The sequence below is a fragment of the Endobacterium panacihumi genome, assembly GCF_050847465.1.
Lineage (GTDB): Bacteria > Pseudomonadota > Alphaproteobacteria > Rhizobiales > Rhizobiaceae > Neorhizobium > Neorhizobium panacihumi.
Genome location: NZ_JBOZRA010000002.1, coordinates 107,130 through 125,428 on the forward strand (window position 1 = coordinate 107,130; position 18,299 = coordinate 125,428).

The window sequence follows — 18,299 nt, forward strand, 5'->3', positions numbered from 1 at the left end:
AGAAGGCGGCTCCATACCAACCAGACTTCGGATCAACCGGCCTATGAGCAGATTCAACGACATCGAAATCGCTTTGGTTGCGCGGTTGCGTGCCCTCAAGGCGGAACCCGAAAAGACGATCAATCTTCTGGACATCACGACCCCGTTGAATGCCGCCGGATACGGACGAGAAGAGATCATCGAGGTCCTGTCGGCACTCGAGCAGGATGGCATCCTGGTTTTCGCCCCGGGCGACAGGCTTCGCATGGTGCGGCGGCTGCCAGATTAGCAGGCGTTGCCGGCAGAAACCCTTTCAAGCCGAGCGCCACGAGAATGAGGTTTTCGCAGTTTCTGGCGCCCAAATCGACCGCATTCGATCACGTCTTTTTTAGAATGCAATAAAACTCTTGAATTCTGTCATCCGTACCGCAAGTACCATCGCTCGTCCCCAGTATGTCTTGGATGAACGCAGGAAACAGCAGTGCAGACAGCCCGAAAAACCGCCTCAAGACCGACCATCCTCCTTTTGGAAGACGATCTGCTTCTCGCCATGGATATGGAAGATTTTCTCGGAGATCGTGGTTATGACGTCATCGGTCCTTATGGCCGGGTGGGCCAGGCACTGGAAGCGGCGGAAAATATGGGTCTCGACGGTGCTGTCGTTGATCTCAACCTGCATGGAGAGATGTCGTTTCCGGTCATTGAGCTGTTGCGCGCGCGCAATGTGCCGGTGATTGTGTGCAGCGGTTATGCCGAGCTTCCCGAGCTCAAACAGAAGCTGACCGGCCTGCCGCTGCTGCCCAAACCGTGGAACCCGCAGAGACTGGAGCGGTTGTTGAACGACGTCTTCCATACTGCGGAAAAATAGTTCAATCGCTATCTCTGCAATTTTATCGCGAGAAAACACTTTTGCGCAAGCATATATTGCTATTTAGTTGCAACAACAATGAGATACAGACCTTTTAATGACAACAGATCACAGTTTGAAACAGTAAATTTTCTGAAATACATCACCTTCAAATGAAATATCCAGATTCACTGCTTTGTAAGTAGTTTGATCTATACTGACCTCAATCGAAATTCAGGATTGTATATTGGGGGTCCCGGATCGACACACTAACCCTTCGGTTGCGAAATGACATATTTTTCGTACTCTCTCGGACGGTCGTGGGTTGCGCTGGAACGGTAATCTGGAGATCAGGCATGCCTCTTTCTATTTCTTCGGATGCAGCGCGCATCCTCAAGGCCATGAGCCGCTCGCAGGCGATCATCGAGTTTGATCCAAGCGGACGCGTGCTCGCCGCCAACGAAAACTTTTGCGCGACGCTGGGGTATGCGGCATCGGAAATCATCGGCCAGCATCACAAGCTGTTCGTGCCGCCGGAAGAAGCGGCAAGCGAGGAATACAGACTGTTCTGGGCCAAGCTTGGCCGCGGCGAATTCGATCGTCGCCAGTACAAGCGTATCGGCAAGGGCGGTCGCGAGGTCTGGATCGAAGCGTCCTACAATCCCGTTTTCCGCGGCGACAAGGTTTACAAGGTCGTCAAATTCGCCACTGACATTACCGAGGCGACCCTGAAGGCGGCCGACGATGCCGGCAAGATCGCCGCCGTGTCTCGCGCGCAGGCGATGATCGAGTTCACGCCCGAGGGCAAGATCCTCAATGCCAACGAAAATTTCCTGCAGACCGTCGGTTATCCGCTGAGCGAAATCGTCGGTCAGCATCACGCGATGTTCTGCGATGGCGATTATACCCATAGCGAGGAATACAAGGGTTTCTGGACCCGGTTGCAAGCCGGCGAGTTCGTCGCTTCGGAATTCAAGCGCGTCGGCAAGGGCGGCCGCGTCGTCCATATCCAGGCGTCCTACAACCCGATCTTCGATATGAACGGCAATGTATTCAAGGTCGTCAAATTCGCGACCGACATCACTGGCCGCGTCGATAACGTAGAAACCCTGGCGGATGGCCTCAACCATCTGGCAAACGGCGATCTGACCAGCCGGATCGAACATCCGTTCATTCCATCGCTCGAACGCCTGCGGGTGGATTTCAACCTGACCGCACAGCGCCTCTGCGACGCCATGACGACCGTTGCCCGCAATGCCAGCGGCATTGCTGCGGCGTCTGCCGAGGTGCGCAGCGCGTCCGACGACCTTTCCAAGCGTACAGACGATCAGGCCGCTTCCGTGGAAGAGACCGCAGCCGCATTGGAACAGATCACCACTACTGTGGCCGACAGCAGCCGACGCGCCCATGAAGCCGGTCAGCTGGTGGAAACAACCCGCAGCAGCGCCGAACAGTCCGGCGTCGTGGTGCGGGAGGCGATCTCCGCCATGGGGGCGATCGAAAATTCCTCGCGCGAGATTTCCAATATCATCAGCGTGATCGACGAGATCGCCTTCCAGACCAACCTTCTCGCTCTGAACGCAGGCGTCGAGGCCGCGCGTGCGGGCGAAGCCGGCAAGGGGTTTGCCGTGGTTGCCCAGGAAGTGCGCGAGCTTGCCCAGCGTTCGGCAAAGGCCGCCAAGGAAATCAAGGCGCTGATCACCGCGTCCGCAGCCCAGGTGAAGGAAGGCGTGACACTGGTCGATCGCACCGGTGCGGCACTCGATCAGATCGTCGTGCAGGTGCAGCAGATCAGCGGCAACGTGGCGGCAATCGTCGAATCCGCGCGCGAACAATCGACCGGCCTCACCGAGATCAACAAGGCCGTCAACACGATCGATCAGGGCACGCAGCAGAATGCCGCCATGGTGGAACAGTCGAATGCCGCGGCCCAGGCGCTGGCGGCAGAAGCCGAAGACCTGTTCAAGCTGATTGCCCAGTTCAATGTCGGCGACGAAGCCTATCGCAAACCGGCATCGGTTACAGCGAACAACCGCGCTGCAACTCCGGCGCCGCATCCCGTATCGAAGCCGATATCGAGGCCGGTGGCAGCGCAGCCCGTTGTTCAGGCCGCGCCCAGACGCGCGGCGCCGGCTTTCCACGGCAATGCGGCTCTCGCACAGGACAATTGGGAAGAATTCTGATCCTGCATCATAGAATGGTAAGGATGGGCGCGGGCAAACCTGCGCCCTTCGCCGTTTCCTGTCCTTGATACGGTCGGACATGAACCGAATTGGCGATCGGGCGTTTACATCGAGTGCTCCATGCCTATGTTGGCCAGACGGCATCGCGCACTGAACATTCATCAATATGCGTGAGCAAAGCGAAAAACCGCCAACCTGGAGTATCGATGTGAACCTGCCGGATCTTGATCTCGAGACCTGTGCGCAGGAACCGATCCATAGTCCAGGATCAATCCAGCCGCATGGTGCGCTTCTGGTGATGCGCAGCTCCGACATGGTGGTGGTGCAGGCCAGTGCAAATGCTGGCGACTACCTGGGAGACGCGATCACCCTCGGCAAGCCGGCAGGCGGCGTGATCGGCGAACGGATCTCCGATATCGCCAGCTGGCACGCATCCGAAGAACCACAGCTGCAGATCCAGGCGGGCCGGCTCAGTCTAGGCTTTCACCGGTCCGGAGATCTTATTGTCGCCGAAGCGGAAATATCATTCGGCGATGCCGCCGATCAGGTGTTTCTGAAACTGCGCGGTTTTGCCCAGCAGCTGGCAGGCCAGCCCGATCTCTCCGACGCGCTTTCCACCACCGTGCGCCTTATTGAAAATCTCACCGGCTTCGACCGGGTGCTCGCCTATCGTTTCGACAAGGAATGGAACGGCCATGTGGTGGCGGAAGCGGGCAATGGCCGCCTTCCCTCCTATCTCGACCTGCGTTTTCCGGCCGGTGACATCCCGGCGCAGGCACGCGCGCTTTACGCCGCCAACCATATCCGTATCATTCCCGATGCAGATTATGTACCGGTACGCGTCGAACCCGCCTTGAACCCGGAGACCGGTGCGCCGCTGGACATGAGCGCGGCGCAGCTGCGCAGCGTCTCGCCGATCCATCTCGAATACATGCGCAACATGGGCACATCGGCGTCGATGTCGGTGTCGATCATGGTGGATGGCCGGCTGTGGGGCCTGATCGCCTGCCACAGCCATGAACCGCACCATGTCACGGTGATGACGCGCGAGGCCTGCGATTTCATCGTGCAGACGCTGGCCATGCGCATCGCCGCGCAGGAACACGCCGACAGCGCCGCCCATAGCGTGGCGCTGGCGCGCATCCAGGGGCGCCTTCTCGGCGCCATGAGCGCCAGCCATTACTGGCTGGATGGGTTAATTTCCAGTCCCAACGACCTTCTGGCACAGGTAGCAGCCACGGGCGCCGCCATCCTCAGCGGCGGCGACTATGTCAGGATCGGTGAGGCTCCGGAAGAAGATCAGGTCCGCAGCATCATAACCTGGCTGGACGAGCGTCAGGAAACAGAGGTTTTTTCGACCAGCACGCTGGCAACAGAGATGCCGGAAGCCGAACGCTTTGCCGGCGCGGCAAGCGGTATCATCGCCATCCGCATTTCAGAACTTCATTCCAGCTGGCTGATCTGGTTTCGTCCGGAAGTGCTGCGCACCGTCGAGTGGGGCGGCAATCCGCACAAGATCATTCGCGAGCAGGGCCGCATCCATCCGCGCGCATCCTTCGAGCGGTGGAGCGATGAGGTTCGGCTTCAATCCGTTGCCTGGGCGGATGCGGAAATCGGCGCGGCCCGCGACCTGCGCGCGGCGATCGTCGGCATCGTCCTGCGCAAGGCCGAGGAACTGGCGCAACTGAGCAGCGAGCTGCAGCGCTCCAACAAGGAACTGGAAGCGTTTTCCTATTCCGTCTCGCACGATCTGCGCGCGCCGTTTCGCCATATCGTCGGCTTCGCGCAACTCCTGCGCGAACGGGAAAACGCGCTCGACGAAAAATCAAGACATTACCTTCAGACGATTTCGGAAGCCGCGATTTCGGCCGGCCGCCTGGTCGATGATCTTCTCAATTTCTCGCAGCTCGGCCGCGCCTCGCTCGTCAACAAGACCATCGACATGAACAAGCTGGTGGCGGAGGTGGTGCGCAGCGTGATGCTCGGCAATCAGGAGCGTGACATCGTCTGGGCGATCGATCCGCTGCCGAATGCCTGGGGCGATGCGACACTGCTGCGGCAGGTCTGGTTCAATCTGATCGAAAACGCCGTCAAATATTCGCGCCCCCGCCACCCTGCAAAAATCTCTGTGACGGGCAACAGCGACGACGACCGTACGACCTACACCGTCGCCGACAATGGTGTCGGTTTCGACATGGCTTACGTCGACAAACTGTTCGGCGTGTTCCAGCGGCTGCAGCGGGTCGAGGATTTCGAGGGTACGGGCATCGGCCTTGCTCTCGTGCGCCGAATCATCGAACGACACAACGGTACCATTCGAGGCGAAGGTGAAGTCGATAACGGCGCCACCTTCGTGTTTGCCCTGCCGAAAGAAGGGAAAGGAAAACGACTTGCCTGAACTGCGCCCGATACTGCTTGTCGAGGACAATCCGCGCGACCTCGAGCTGACACTCGCGGCGCTGGAAAAATGCCAGCTGGCCAACGAGATCGTCATCGCCCGTGATGGTGCCGAGGCAATGGACTACCTGCTCGGTGCGGGCAGCCATGCAGGCAAGGAGGGCGGCAATCCGACCGTGGTTCTGCTCGACCTGAAACTGCCCAAGATCGACGGGCTGGAAGTGCTGGAAAGAATCAAGAAGGACGGAAACCTGCGCCACATTCCCGTGGTCATGCTGACGTCCTCGCGCGAGGAGCAGGATCTCGTCCGCTCCTACGAGCTTGGCGTCAACGCATTCGTGGTGAAGCCTGTCGAGTTCAACGAATTCTTCAAGGCCATCCAGGACCTCGGCGTGTTCTGGGCCATCCTCAACGAACCGCCACCGGGATTTGGACGCAATGCCCCTTGATCATGCCCCCGCCCGCCCACGCATTCTCCTGCTCGAGGATAGCCCGCTTGATGCCGAGCTGATTGCCGAATATTTGGAAAAGATCTCGCCCGTGCCGGAAATCCGGCGCGCCGCTTCCCGTGCGGCCTATGTGAAGGCGCTGGGCGAGCGCGATTTCGACGTGATCCTCTCCGATTTTTCGCTGCCGGATTTCGACGGCATGTCGGCGCTGGAACTCGCCGCAGCACAGGTGCCGGATGTGCCGTTCATTTTCGTCTCCGGCGTGCTGGGCGAGGAGGTGGCGATCGAATCTTTCCGCCACGGCGCAACCGATTATGTGTTGAAACAGCGGCTCATCCGCCTGCCTGCCGCCGTGGAGCGGGCGCTGGCCGAAGCACGCGAACGCACAGAACGCCGCCGCGCCGAGCACCAGAAGGAACTGCTGGTGCGCGAACTCAGCCATCGCGTCAAAAACACGATGGCGATGGTGATGTCGATCGTGCGGCGCACCGCGCGCAATAGCGGCACGGTGGAAAACTATGTCGAAAACCTGGGCGGGCGATTGCGCGCCATGGCGGATGCGCACGCCCTGCTGTTCGAAAGCAACTGGACCGATGCCGAATTGCTGCAGGTGCTGGAGCGGACCATCACACCGCATGAGCAGGGCAACCGTTTCGAGATCACCGCCGGGCCGTTGATCCATCTCGATCCCAAGGCGGCATTGGCGCTCAGCCTTGCGTTCAACGAGTTGATGACCAACGCCATCAAATACGGCGCGCTGTCGCATGCCGACGGGCGGGTGCTGATCGATTGGACGCGCGACGAGGTGGACGGCGAACCATGGCTTGCCCTGCGCTGGCGCGAAATCGGCGGACCTGCGGTCAAGCAGCCGGAAACCGACGGGTTCGGGACGACGTTGATCCAGCGCAGCATTCGTTATGAACTGCGCGGCGAGACGGTGCTGGATTATGCGGTAACGGGATTGATCTGCGACATCCGTTTTCCGCTGTCGCAAGGCGACGAGAATATCATCAGCTAGCGGTTCATCACCGGGTGGCCGCCAAAAGCCCTTCACCTGCAATTTCCAGCATTTGGTCACGAGATGAGATGTTGAGATCGCAGTTTCTCCCGCAAGAGGAGAGATAAAGCCGCAGCGTCTCTTCCTCTCCCCTTGAGGGAGAGGATAGCAAGTCCGCGAGAGGCGAAGCCGAGCGCTAGACGCGCTTGGGTCGAGGGGTTTCTTTGCTCAAAATCCGCAAAATTGACAAAAGCCGGGGGACGTTTTGAAGGGTCGATTCAATGATATCAATATCTTGAATCCGAGTTCATCCCCACATTTCGGGATTGTGCGATACTCCACGCGTTCTGTTTCGGCTACACCGGTCTGCATTGCCGGCGAGACAGGGCCGGTGATCGCATGGGACGCCCTGATGCAGGCGATCCATGCGGGGCTGCGCAGAAAATGGTCTTCCTCTCGCCTGAAAGATGGCGGGGCGTGCGTGTGTCGCACACAAACCGGCTCGATCTAATAACCAATAACAGCGAGCCGCCGCAGAAGGACCGGAGTTGCGCGGAAAAACCACCGAACGGGGCACGTCGTGCGCCATAATAAAATTAAATTAGGAGGCACAGGACGTGCCCCGGCCGCATAACCCGCAACGACAGCGGGCAAAAATTGAAAAACCGGGATCGCCAAGGGTGGACTCCGCCCTTTTTCCGGGATGACCGCATTCACCAGCCAGCCGTGTCCATCAGCCCCGAAATCACCCCGAAACTTTCATGAAACTGTAACGCATATCCCGCGCCTTTAACGCTAGCTTCACCATCAAGACCAGTGTCGACGACTTTCCTTTTGACGAGATCGAGAGAACGCCATGGCCTACCGGATCGATGTGAATGCCCGCAATCGTTTCAACGAAACCGGGGATGCCGCCACCCCGATCCCGGATGCGCAGGGCGAGGCCTTCCGGCGCGATATCGCGCTGGTCACGCGTGAGCGGGAAGGCCGCGAACGGGATGGCGGCAAGGACCAGGCCGAGATCGGCGACCGCATTTTCGTGGTCGAGACCGGCGACACGCTGGAAAATATCGCCCGCCAAAACCACGCCGATCCGGCCGAGGCACTTGAGATCAACGCCGATCAGGAAAACCACAATGGTGACCTTCTGCATCCCGGCGACATCGTCATCCTGCCGGCACCGGAACCGGAAATCGTTGCCGAGACCGCCATCGATGCCAATGGCAAGCCGGTGGGCGAAGATGCCTTCGTTTCGTCCCTTCATGAGCGCGGCAACCGGATCGAACATGCCGATCCGGCGGAAGGCATCGATACCAATGGTGAAATTGACGCGATGAAGCGGGATGTCGCCGACTATCTTGCCGCCCTGCCGCAGGAAGCCCGCCAGGACGCTGCCCTGCGGCTGTCGCAATCCGACTGGGTGGACGCCGGTCCAGCCGGTATCGCCGTCGAACAGGCGGTCAGCGAATCCGGGCTGGAAACCGATCCGGTCGAGGCCTTTGCCGGCGAATTGCGCGAGCGTGGCAACGCTCTGGAATATGCCGATCCTTCCGTGCAGATCGATCAGAGCCGCGAAATCGCAACTCTTGCCGACGATATCGGCACATTTTTGCAGACGCTGCCCGAAAAAGATCGCCCCGACGCTCTGCAGAACCTGTTCGATCGCGACTGGAGGGACGCTGGCCCCGCGCAGATTGCCATTGAACAGGCTGCTTCCGCCTCCGGCATCACGCTGAAAAGCTCCGGTCATAACGGGTCGGAACTGGAGGGACAGGTCCGTTCTGCCGTCGATCGCGCCGAGGCCGCGAGTGAGGACGGAGAGCTGCAGTTCCGTGCTTTCGCCGAGATCTATGCCAATGCCGGCCCGGAACTGAAGCAGGCACTGCTTGCAACCGGTTACGGCGGTGATTTCATCGCATCCACGGCGGATTATGCGACACAGCCGCTGGGGGGTTACGATCCGGCCGTGCATCTGCAAAGCAAGCCGTACGAGACCTTCCTGCGGCTCGATGCGATGACGAACGAAGTGCCTGCCGAACTGGCAGCAAAATTGGTGTCGGCCGCCATGCCCGAGATCGAACGGGCCAACGCATTGCATGTCGAGAGCACCGGCAGCCCGATGTTGGGTTATGGCGGTGTCGAATCCCTGCTGAAAATCGCCGATCGCATCGAAGGCACTCCCATCGGCGATACGGCCATCGATCGGTTCGCCGATATGGGCTTTTACGATATCAACCAATTGACCCAATCGATCGGCGAAGGCGGCAGCCTGAAATATCCGCTGGAACTGTCCGAACGCAATGGCGCGGACACATTGCTCTTGGAGCGCGACATCCTTCCCGGCGTCCGGCAGACCCAGACGGATGCCAACGATGCGGTCGGCACCTATGCGACCCATATGGAAGAGCTTCGCTGGCTGACCGAGAATTTCGGGGAAACGATGACGCCTGAGGAGATGCAGGCGGCGATCGAAAACTATAAGACCGAAAAGAACAAGGAAGACCCGACCTGGCTCGAGAACGAGGCAAAATACGAGGCGGAGGTCGCAGCCCACGGCAAGACGCTGCTCAACCAGCTCGCGCAACTGGGCCAGTTCCCTGAAGAACCCGCCGAACAACGCGCCCTGATCGACAAGGAAATCGCGACCATCCTTGACGATGATCGCTCCTACCTGGCCATACAGGCGGCCGTGCGGACAGATCCCACACTGATCGACAGCCCGACGGTTCTGGATTTTGCCAGCCAGCAGGCACGGCTCACCGACCGTGGCAGAAAACTGGTCGATGAAATCACCACGCAAGTCGTGCAGCGCGACGTTTTGCCGAAGCTGGCTGACTTCAAGCCCGGCGATGCCGCAAGTTTCAAGGAAGTTCAGGCAGGGCTTGCCGCCTTCCGCGACGGCAAGATGGCAAAGCTTCTGGGCGTCACCGAAAAGGACATGAACAAGGCCATCGACGCGATCGAGAAATCCCTGCCATCGGCAACGGATGGCGAGGCCGAAATCAAGATCAAGATGAACCAGTTGAACAGCGATCTCAACGGGTTGGCGGGTCATAAACAGGAGGGCATACGGGCCTTTTCCAACAAGACGATCCCGGGTCAGCTGCTGCGATCGATCGGCGCCACTGCCGCATCGGCAGGCATGCTCAACTCCATCGGAACGGCGGCGACGCAGCCCAATCTCGAAAACATCCTCAAGGTCACGTTCGATTCCGTCGGCCTGTGGCAGCGTTCCGTCGAAATCCGCAGCGGTCTCGGCATGATGGATCCGGAGTCCTTCGTCGTCAAAAACTTCGACAGCAGCGTGAAGATCGGCACCAAGGCGATTGGCCTTGTGGGTGCGCTGTTCGATGGCGTGAATTCCGTACAGGCCTTCAGCGAGGGCAATCCGTGGATGGGAAGCGCCCATGCGGTGACCGCCGCAGGCGGTTTCACGGCGGCTCTCGGCGCCGGATCGATGCTCGGCGTGGTCGGGGTCGGGGTCACCATCCTCGGCGTCGGCGCCACGATGGTGATTGCCGATGTTCAGGACAAGAGCAAATACGAGAATGCCTTCGCCGAACGTTTCCTCAATCATTCCGCTCTGGATGACGAAGCCTCGGCAATCCTGATCGACCAGAGCGGTGAAGGCCACAGCCCCGTCCCCATTCTTCTGGAATATGCGGAAAACAAGGGATTCGACCTCGACAACGATGATCACCGCAAGGCCTTCGCCGAGTGGATCAACACCATGTCTTCCGATCAGCTGACGACCCTGCGCGACAATCTGCACCACACGATCGATGAATTCGGTGGTGACGAAACGAAGCTCGGCATCACCGCACCGGACGATTACGAATATACCAGCAGCACCTTTTACGACCGCGAAGTGGTCACGCCCTACAAGACGTTTCTCGGCGAGCGTTTCTACGTCGAAGGCGGCGATGCCGCCCCGGCTTCCGTGACGCAGATAGAGGTGGCGCTCGGCACGCTTGGCATACCCGAACTGGCACTGCCGGCCAGCTAACCGGGAACCGCAATCGGGGTGTTGATTATGTCCTGCCGGAGCGCTCTACAGCACGTCGCAGCTAATCTGCACCATTCTGCCGGAGCAGGTTTTCGTCAGGGCAGAGGCGATTGGCGAAGGATACCCAAAGGTACGGTCGAGCCGATCACCTCTGATCTTGGCGGAAAGATGCCCGGTTCCTTCGGGGTTGGCTGATACGGGGGCCGCCCATTCGTTCGGCCGGCTTGGCCGTATGCTTTGGCTACGACACGCGACGGCCGAACGAATATCCGACTCCGTCTAAGCCAACAGAATGGCGCAGATTAGCTGCGACGTGCTGTAATGGCCTGCTCCGGTTCTTTTGCTCTTTACGCAAGTCCTGTGAGGTGGTCAGCGACCACCTCGGCATCAATACGATCTGAACGCGAAAAGGGGGCCATGTGCCCCCTTGCTGCAATCATCGTCTGCTCGGCCTGTCCAAGGAGACCTCGCGCCGAAATCGTTCTTACGAGGCGATTCCGCTGTCGCTATCCGGCCAGGCGCTATCCGGCAAGTCGTTGATATCCCCGTTGGGAACACCGTCGATTTCGTACTTGGTCAGATAGTCGCCGAGCAGATCGCCGAAACGATCCTGTTTGGCCTGTTGTTGCCCTTCCGCGATGAGCCCGGGAAGAAACATGCCGAGCATCGCGGCGCCCGCACCGATAAAGCCGAGCACGCCGGCCGTCGCCGCAAAGGGGAAGCTGCTCAGGAGCCGTGGAGCGATGGCACCGATAGTGCCCTCGATCGCGGACGCGGTGCTTGAGATCAATCCGATGGAATTCATCGCGACCGAAACACCGCCACTGGCCGTTTCGCCTCTGCGGATCGCGTTTACGCCGTCGAAAATGCCGTACGCTCCCGCAACAATGCCTGCAAAGCCGCCTACCCCCTTTGCAAAATTCTCCTTCGGGGTGACCTTGGTGTCGATGTATTCCGTGATCTGGTCACTGGTCATCTTACCGAATCTCTTGCCCATGGCAGAGTCCGGATGTTTGTCCGCGACGTTCTTGACGTAATCCTTATAGTTCTTGATTCCGCCCTCGGTCAGCAGGGTCACCGTCTGAACCGAAGCCGTGGTGATGTCGACGATGGCCTTTTCGTTCGGCTGGCCGCCTGCCTGGACGCCCTTGGCAATCGCGATGCCACCCATCATGATGCCGCTGACACCATGCAGCACACCCTTGTCGGCAAGCTTCTTGACGTCCGGACTCAGCCAGTCGACCTTCATTTCGGACAAGGACTTGACGCCCTGTCTCAGTGTATCCCAGCTGCCGCGGATCCCTGCCATGAGCTGATCTTTGGTCGGGACAGTGCCATCGGGATTGGTAATGAGCTCTGGGCTATCGTTGAGAAGAGCATCGACCGCCTTCTCTACCTTTGCCTCATCCAATTCGTCGCCGCCATTTATGCCATAGGCAGTCTTGAGATCGTCGAAACTACCGTCCTTGAAGGTATTCTCGCGGGCGAACTTGTTGAAATTGTCCTCCAGCTGCGTCTCCAGGCCAGCGGTGAATTCCGGATCCAGCGCGGAGTTGTAAAGTCCGACTTCCATACTGAAGACGCTCATCGCCTCTTCGGGTGTCGCATCCTTCATCAACTCTTCCAGACGTTTGCCAGACGCGATCGAGTCCTTGTAGAAATTCTTGAAATCCTGGGCATGGTCTGATGAGGCCACGGCATCCTGGATGACCTTGACGTCCTTGGTGCCCAGAATGTCCTGATAAAGGCTGGCTGAAGAGAAGAATTCGCCGAGTGCGGTTTGTTGGTCGGTCTTGCCGTCTTTTGTGTGGGTGTCCCACAGCTTGTCGAGCGACTTGCCGGTCTTGATCTCGTCGTCGTAGGTCTTCTGCACAGCGTCCTTCAGGCCGGGGCTGTCTTCGAAAATGGTCTTGACGGTTTCAGCACCCTTCTTGTTCAGGTGCTCCACAACAGCGGGATCGCTTTTAAGAGTTTCGATCTGCTGATTAAGATCCTTCATGATCTCGTTTGGATCCGGGTTGGTGCGCGCGCGGTTGGCGATCGCAACCTTGCCGTAGTCATCACCCCACATGGATGCCTGGCCGCCCTTGATGATAAGTTCTTGCGCGGCCAGCAATTCCTGGAGCGCTGCGGCCTTGTCTTCAGTGGAATATTTTCCGGGATTTTCAAGCATGTCCTTGGTGAACTTGCTTGTATCGGTGCCGCTGACGATGTTGTCGTTGATGGCGCCAGACAGAAATTCGATTGCCGATCCTGCATCCTTCGGTGCCTGCGTCGAGATCCAGCTTGTCACGTCGCCCTTGCTCAGCTTGCCGTCAGGCTTGTATTTCAAAGGATCGGCGGCTGTTTCCATCTTGCCGAATGCACCGGGCTTCGAGAAGAAGTTCAGCGCCTCCTTGAGATCGTCGCCGATCTGCGGATTTTCGTCCGCGTAACGCTTTAGAGATTCCGCGGTAACTTCGCCGTCGACCCCGGTCTTGTTCTTGATCAGGTCGTAATTTTGGTCGATCAACGCGCCGTATTTGGCAAGCGTCTTGGACGTATCGTCGGCATCCTTGTTCTTGTCGAGGAAGTCCTTGTAAGATTTGATGTCGTCCGTTTTTGTCGCTTCCGGGAGGTTTTCGAAACCGTATTTGCCAAAATCCTGTAGCCGGCCGGCTTCCGTGCCGTTGTAGGCTTCGTTGCTATTGCTGAAGCCGTCGATGCTAGTATTCGAAACGCCATCGCCCGATTGGGTTTCGCCCTTCTCGTTATAGAGCGTGACGCGGTCTATGACCTGTGCCGCGCGATAGGCCGCATTGGCATCCTTTTCGAAGTCACCGACCCGTTCCTTGAGCTTGTCCTTGACACCGCTCTGGTTGCCGAGGTTCTTCAGCACCGGATTGTCGTCGATAATGTCTTGCGCCGAGCGCTTGTCACCTTCGGGCAGTTCCCACTTGATGCCGGCCTTCTCGGCGGCCTCACGGGCCTGCTTGTCCTCGCCGACCGTATCCGGATTCGACATCTTGCCCTTGAGGCTCTCAAAGCCGTGTTTGCCGAAATCCTGCAAACGGCCAGCTTCCGTGCCGTGATAGGCCTCGTTGCTGTTGCTGAAACCATTGATCTCGCCATTGGCAACGTCGTTGTTGGCTATTTCCTTGCCGTTCTCATCGAAACGTTCAACATGATGAAGAACCTGACTGGCGCGATAGGCGGCATCGGCATCCTTCTCGAAATCGCCAACCCGCTCCTTCAGCATGTCCTTGACCTGGCTTTGATTGCCGAGGTTTTTCAGAAGCGGATCATTGTCGATGATATCCTGTGCAGAGCGGTCGTCACCTTCCGGGCGTTCCCATTTGATGCCAAGATCTTCGGCCTGCTTGCGTGCTTCAGGATCATCAGCGGCAGAAGTGACGTCCTGCAACTCGCCTTTCAGGTTGGAAAAACCGTATTTGCCGAAATCCTGAAGACGACCGGCCTCGGTGCCGTTATAGGCATCGCCGCCCTTGCTGAAACCGTTGACCTCACCATTGTCGACATCGCCGCCGACGATACGATTTCCGTCGGCATCGAATCTCTCGATATGTTCGAGCACCTGCACGGCGCGGTAGGCGGCATCGGCGTCAGTTTCGATGTCGCCGCCGACGCGCTCCTCCAGAGAATCTCTCACACCACTCTGGTTGCCGAGATTCTTCAGGATAGGACTGTCATTTATGATCTCTTCGGCAGAGCGGGTATCATTGGCTGGCCGCTCCCAGCGGATACCTGCATCTTTTGCCTGCTGTTGTGCTTCTTCCCATGCCTTGGTGTTCTCAGGATCGACCGACGAGGAATCTACCGGGCTGCTTGCAGATTTGGACACTTTCGACATGTGATGCGTCTCCCACCTAATGTGATTTATCGCTTAAATATGATTTATGATTGCGTTAACCTTACAAGCAGGGATATGAAGTGCTTGTGACAAAAACGCCGTTTCCGGACATCCAGGAGAGGAGCGCGGAACGGTTACCGCCAGCCATTCGCCAGGGTCGGCATGTCAGACGCCAACCTTACCCAGCCAGGCATTCAGATCGTTATTGCTGATCTTGCCGTCCTTGCCGTTGTCGTGGGCGCTGATATCGAGAAGGTCGAAGAAACCCTTGTTATCGAGCAGGAACTGCGCGGCCTCGCGATCCTCTTTGGACCGCCCTTCGTCGGCCGCATATTTGCGCAAATCCTTGTCGCTGACGATGCTGTCGGAACCGTTCCAGTCGTCCCATTTGGAGCGGATCGTCTCGATGACGTCACGGTTCTCGTCGTAGAACGCGCGCTGGTATCCAGCCATTTCCTTGTCGACATGGAGTTCTTCATCCAGACGGTTGCTGGAGGACCCGTCGTCCTGCGGCGTTTCCTTGAAGTGCTCCCATTCGTCCTTCTGGAAATCGTAGATGCTCTCGCCTTCCGGGGCGTCGCGCTCGCCGTAACGATAGGAGGAATAACGGGCGTATTCGACCTTGTCGCCCCAATCGCCTTTTAGAAGACCATCGTCGGCGAGGTCCTTGTACCACTGACCTTCGGCATCGGTCGCCTTCTGCTTCTTTTCATGGTCGAGGAAATAGCCGACAATGCCGCCGATGCCCAACAGCGCCACCCCGACAAGGAACAGCGGTGCTGCGGCAGCACCGAGAGCGGCGCCGCCGATGCCGAAGGCGCCGGCTATACCGATCCCGCCTGCCGCAAGGCCCGCTGCGCCACCGATAACCTGCAGGCTGCCGGCAGCCTTGCCGAGATCACTGCCGCTCGCCACCGCATCCTTGATGGTGAAGGCGCCGAGAACGATATCCGCGATGCCGCCAAACGTATCGGCGACGGGCCCGAGAACGCGGGTGACGGTCTTGCCGATATTCTTGAGATTGTCGAGATTGCTGAGGCCCGCAGCCTTGGCCTGGGTTTCGACGGTCGTCTGCACGCCATCGACCACGTCGGGATCGAAATTCTCGATGAACTTGCTGCCGTTGACGCCCTGCCCGGTGGCGATGCGGTCAGCGGCCTGATTGATCTCACGGGTCGCGTCGGCGGTGAACTTGTCGAAATTCTGCAGCTCGATTTCCGGCAGAACGTAAATGTTCTTGGGCACCGAGTCCTTCAGCGCCTGACCGTTCAGGCCCTTGTCGCCCCAGATTTCCGGCACGGACTGTTTGAGGCCGAGCACATCGGCCATCTTGCCCTCTCCACCCAGTGCCTTGGTGATGGAGTCGCCGAGTGTGGTGAAATGCGAAGTGGCGCCGACAAAGCTGATGAAGTCCTTGGCGACCGCCAGACGTTCGATCGGCGTATCGGCCAAAGCCCCTCCCTTGCCCGCCAGCTGGTAGATGCCGGAGATCAGCGATACGCCGCCGCCAAGTGAGCCGAGCAGACCCATGCTGTTGATCTTGCCCATGAAACCGACAAAACCTTCCTGATCCTTCATCGGGATGAAGGCCTTGTATTTGTCGAGCGATTCTTTCGGGATATGACCGCCATTGGCGGCCGCTTCCTGCGCCGCGCCGTTGACAGCCTTCATGACCGCCTTTTCATCGACATTACCGTTGATGAAACCCTCGATGAATTTTTCGATGGTCTCGATCGTACGGCGCGGCACATCGAAGCTTTCCTGCTTGAAAATCGCCTTCAGGAGACCGAACAGATCCTTGGTCGCCTGCGTCTTGTTGACCTCGGAAATCGTGTCAGGATTGGCGACGAGATTATTCAAATCCATGGTCAGCGCGTCGGTCTGCAATTGGGCAGCGGCCTGTTTGCCTTTTTCCGGATCGAGCGCCGAAAGGCTCTGCACCACCTGGGCGATATCCGCCTGTGCGGCATGGGTGAGGCCCTGCTCCTTCAACTCGGCAATATACTCCATGTATTTGGAGTCCTTGCCGAACACGAGGTCTTCGAGCTTCTTCTCCAGCCCTTCATGATCGATCTTGCCGATCGCATCTTCCATCCTGGCGCTGTAATCCTTGGAGATGGTCGGGTCGGAGAACAGTTCCTCGAGCGAGGTATCGAGGGAATGACCATCGATGATGTCCTGCATGTCGGCGCTGGTCAGCTGGGTCTGTTCGTCATTGCTCTCGCGCCACGTTCCGCCAAACAGGCCCTGCGTCTCTTCATAACCGGTAATGCCGCGACCGTTTTCGAAGGCGCTCTTGGCTTCCAACGCCCGCACCAGTTTCGCCCGCGGATCATCCTTGGCGATCGAGCCGTCCTCGACGCCCTTGCGGTAATCCTCGATCAGGCTTTTGGTCGCGAGTTCCGAAACGGTCAGCTTGCCCTTGCTGGCATCCTTCTCATCGACATCGACATTTGTCTTCTGCTCGAAAACGCTGAGTTCGGAAGGAGACGGGATGCCGAAATCCTTCCGGATGGAATCGACGTCACCGGACTGCGTACCTTCCGCCTTTTCAACGATGCGATCATAAAGCGGCTTGTTGGTCAGTTCGGACACGACGAACTTGTCGCCGTTCTTCGTCTCGAAACGGATGATGCCGTTGTCGAACTCGTCAGCCATGCCCCAGCGCACGATGTCCTTGTCGTCCGGGTAGTCGGTCGGCCCTGCCAGCTTGTAGCCATCCTTTTCCGAGGCTTTGATATCGGCCTGGCTTTTCTGGTAGGTGCTCACCTGATCATAGACCTCCGGTGTCACCTCTTCGGAGACGTGGATTTTCTCTCCATTAACGGTAAGGCCGATAAAGCCATTGCGCTCATCCGGCGGCAGGATCTCGGCCTTGGCCAGATCTTCCGGCGAGATCAGCGCACCGTCGGTCTTCAGCGCAAAGCCCTCGTCATTGCCCTTCTGCAGGGCATCGACCTTGTCGAAGAAATCAGGCGTCAGCTCCTTACTGATGGCAATGCCCTTGCCGTCCTTGTCCTTGGCCGTATAGGTCAGGACCTCACCGTCCACCATCCATGCGGTGATATCCTTGAGGTCCTGCAACGGCACCGTCTCGTCATTGCGCAGAATGCGCTCGTCGCGCTGCTGCATCGTGTTCATCTCGGCACCGGCCATGCCCTTGATGCCTTCGATATAGTCAAAAAGGCGCGGGTTGACGTCCCGCTTCACAACAACGGTTTCGCCATCCGCCTTGAAGGCGATCACGTCTTCACCGGTCGCCCCGTCCCTGGTTTTCGCCTCTTCAGGCACATCGACGATCTCGGTATCGCGCACATCAGGCCAAACCTCATTGTCGGTCGCCATGCGATAGCCCGGCTTTTCCTTGTCGTCACGCTTCTGGGCAACCCGCAGGATAGTGTCGAACAGGTTGCCATCCGGACCGAGCGGATTGTTATCCTGAGTGCGGGCATTGTTTTCGAGACGCATGGAAATGTCCTCCATCCTTGGGGGTGGGTGAGCGCGAACACAGCGCGAGGATGGCCGACTATTTCTGCCGCCGATGACAGACCCATGACATTTTAGGGGTTTTTTAATTGACACTCGCCAAGT

General features: G+C 58.5%; 9 protein-coding genes. 7 read left to right on the plus strand and 2 right to left on the minus strand.

Features of this window, described 5'->3' with window-relative positions; genetic code table 11:
- The first annotated feature begins 43 nt into the window (after positions 1 to 43).
- From ACRQ1B_RS12415 to ACRQ1B_RS12445, 7 genes are all read left to right on the plus strand, one after another.
- Positions 44 to 268, plus strand: coding sequence for a hypothetical protein (locus tag ACRQ1B_RS12415; protein WP_432293983.1), 225 nt, complete (start codon positions 44 to 46; stop codon positions 266 to 268).
- Positions 269 to 460: 192 nt separating this feature from the next.
- Positions 461 to 847 carry a response regulator gene (locus ACRQ1B_RS12420; RefSeq protein ID WP_432293984.1) on the plus strand — a complete coding sequence of 129 codons (387 nt, stop codon included), beginning with the start codon at positions 461 to 463 and terminating at the stop codon, positions 845 to 847.
- Positions 848 to 1,182: 335 nt separating this feature from the next.
- On the plus strand, positions 1,183 to 3,009 hold the full coding sequence (locus ACRQ1B_RS12425; RefSeq protein WP_432293985.1) for a methyl-accepting chemotaxis protein: 1,827 nt from the start codon (positions 1,183 to 1,185) through the stop codon (positions 3,007 to 3,009).
- A 166-nt stretch (positions 3,010 to 3,175) separates the two neighbouring features.
- The gene (locus tag ACRQ1B_RS12430; RefSeq protein WP_432293986.1) at positions 3,176 to 5,407 is read left to right on the plus strand and encodes an ATP-binding protein; all 2,232 of its coding nucleotides are present in this window, start codon (positions 3,176 to 3,178) and stop codon (positions 5,405 to 5,407) included.
- Positions 5,400 to 5,855 carry a response regulator gene (locus ACRQ1B_RS12435; RefSeq protein WP_432293987.1) on the plus strand — a complete coding sequence of 152 codons (456 nt, stop codon included), beginning with the start codon at positions 5,400 to 5,402 and terminating at the stop codon, positions 5,853 to 5,855. The genes ACRQ1B_RS12430 and ACRQ1B_RS12435 overlap by 8 nt, the downstream gene beginning before the upstream one ends.
- Positions 5,845 to 6,873, plus strand: coding sequence for a sensor histidine kinase (locus ACRQ1B_RS12440; RefSeq protein WP_432293988.1), 1,029 nt, complete (start codon positions 5,845 to 5,847; stop codon positions 6,871 to 6,873). The genes ACRQ1B_RS12435 and ACRQ1B_RS12440 overlap by 11 nt, the downstream gene beginning before the upstream one ends.
- A gap of 835 nt (positions 6,874 to 7,708) precedes the next feature.
- On the plus strand, positions 7,709 to 10,858 hold the full coding sequence (locus ACRQ1B_RS12445; protein ID WP_432293989.1) for a LysM peptidoglycan-binding domain-containing protein: 3,150 nt from the start codon (positions 7,709 to 7,711) through the stop codon (positions 10,856 to 10,858).
- A gap of 484 nt (positions 10,859 to 11,342) precedes the next feature.
- Here the strand turns inward: ACRQ1B_RS12445 and ACRQ1B_RS12450 are convergent, their stop codons facing one another.
- The gene (locus ACRQ1B_RS12450; protein ID WP_432293990.1) at positions 11,343 to 14,708 is read right to left on the minus strand and encodes a type III effector HrpK domain-containing protein; all 3,366 of its coding nucleotides are present in this window, start codon (positions 14,706 to 14,708) and stop codon (positions 11,343 to 11,345) included.
- Positions 14,709 to 14,873: 165 nt separating this feature from the next.
- Complete coding sequence (locus ACRQ1B_RS12455; protein WP_432293991.1) at positions 14,874 to 18,176, minus strand: hypothetical protein; 3,303 nt, start codon at positions 18,174 to 18,176, stop codon at positions 14,874 to 14,876.
- Positions 18,177 to 18,299: the final 123 nt, after the last annotated feature.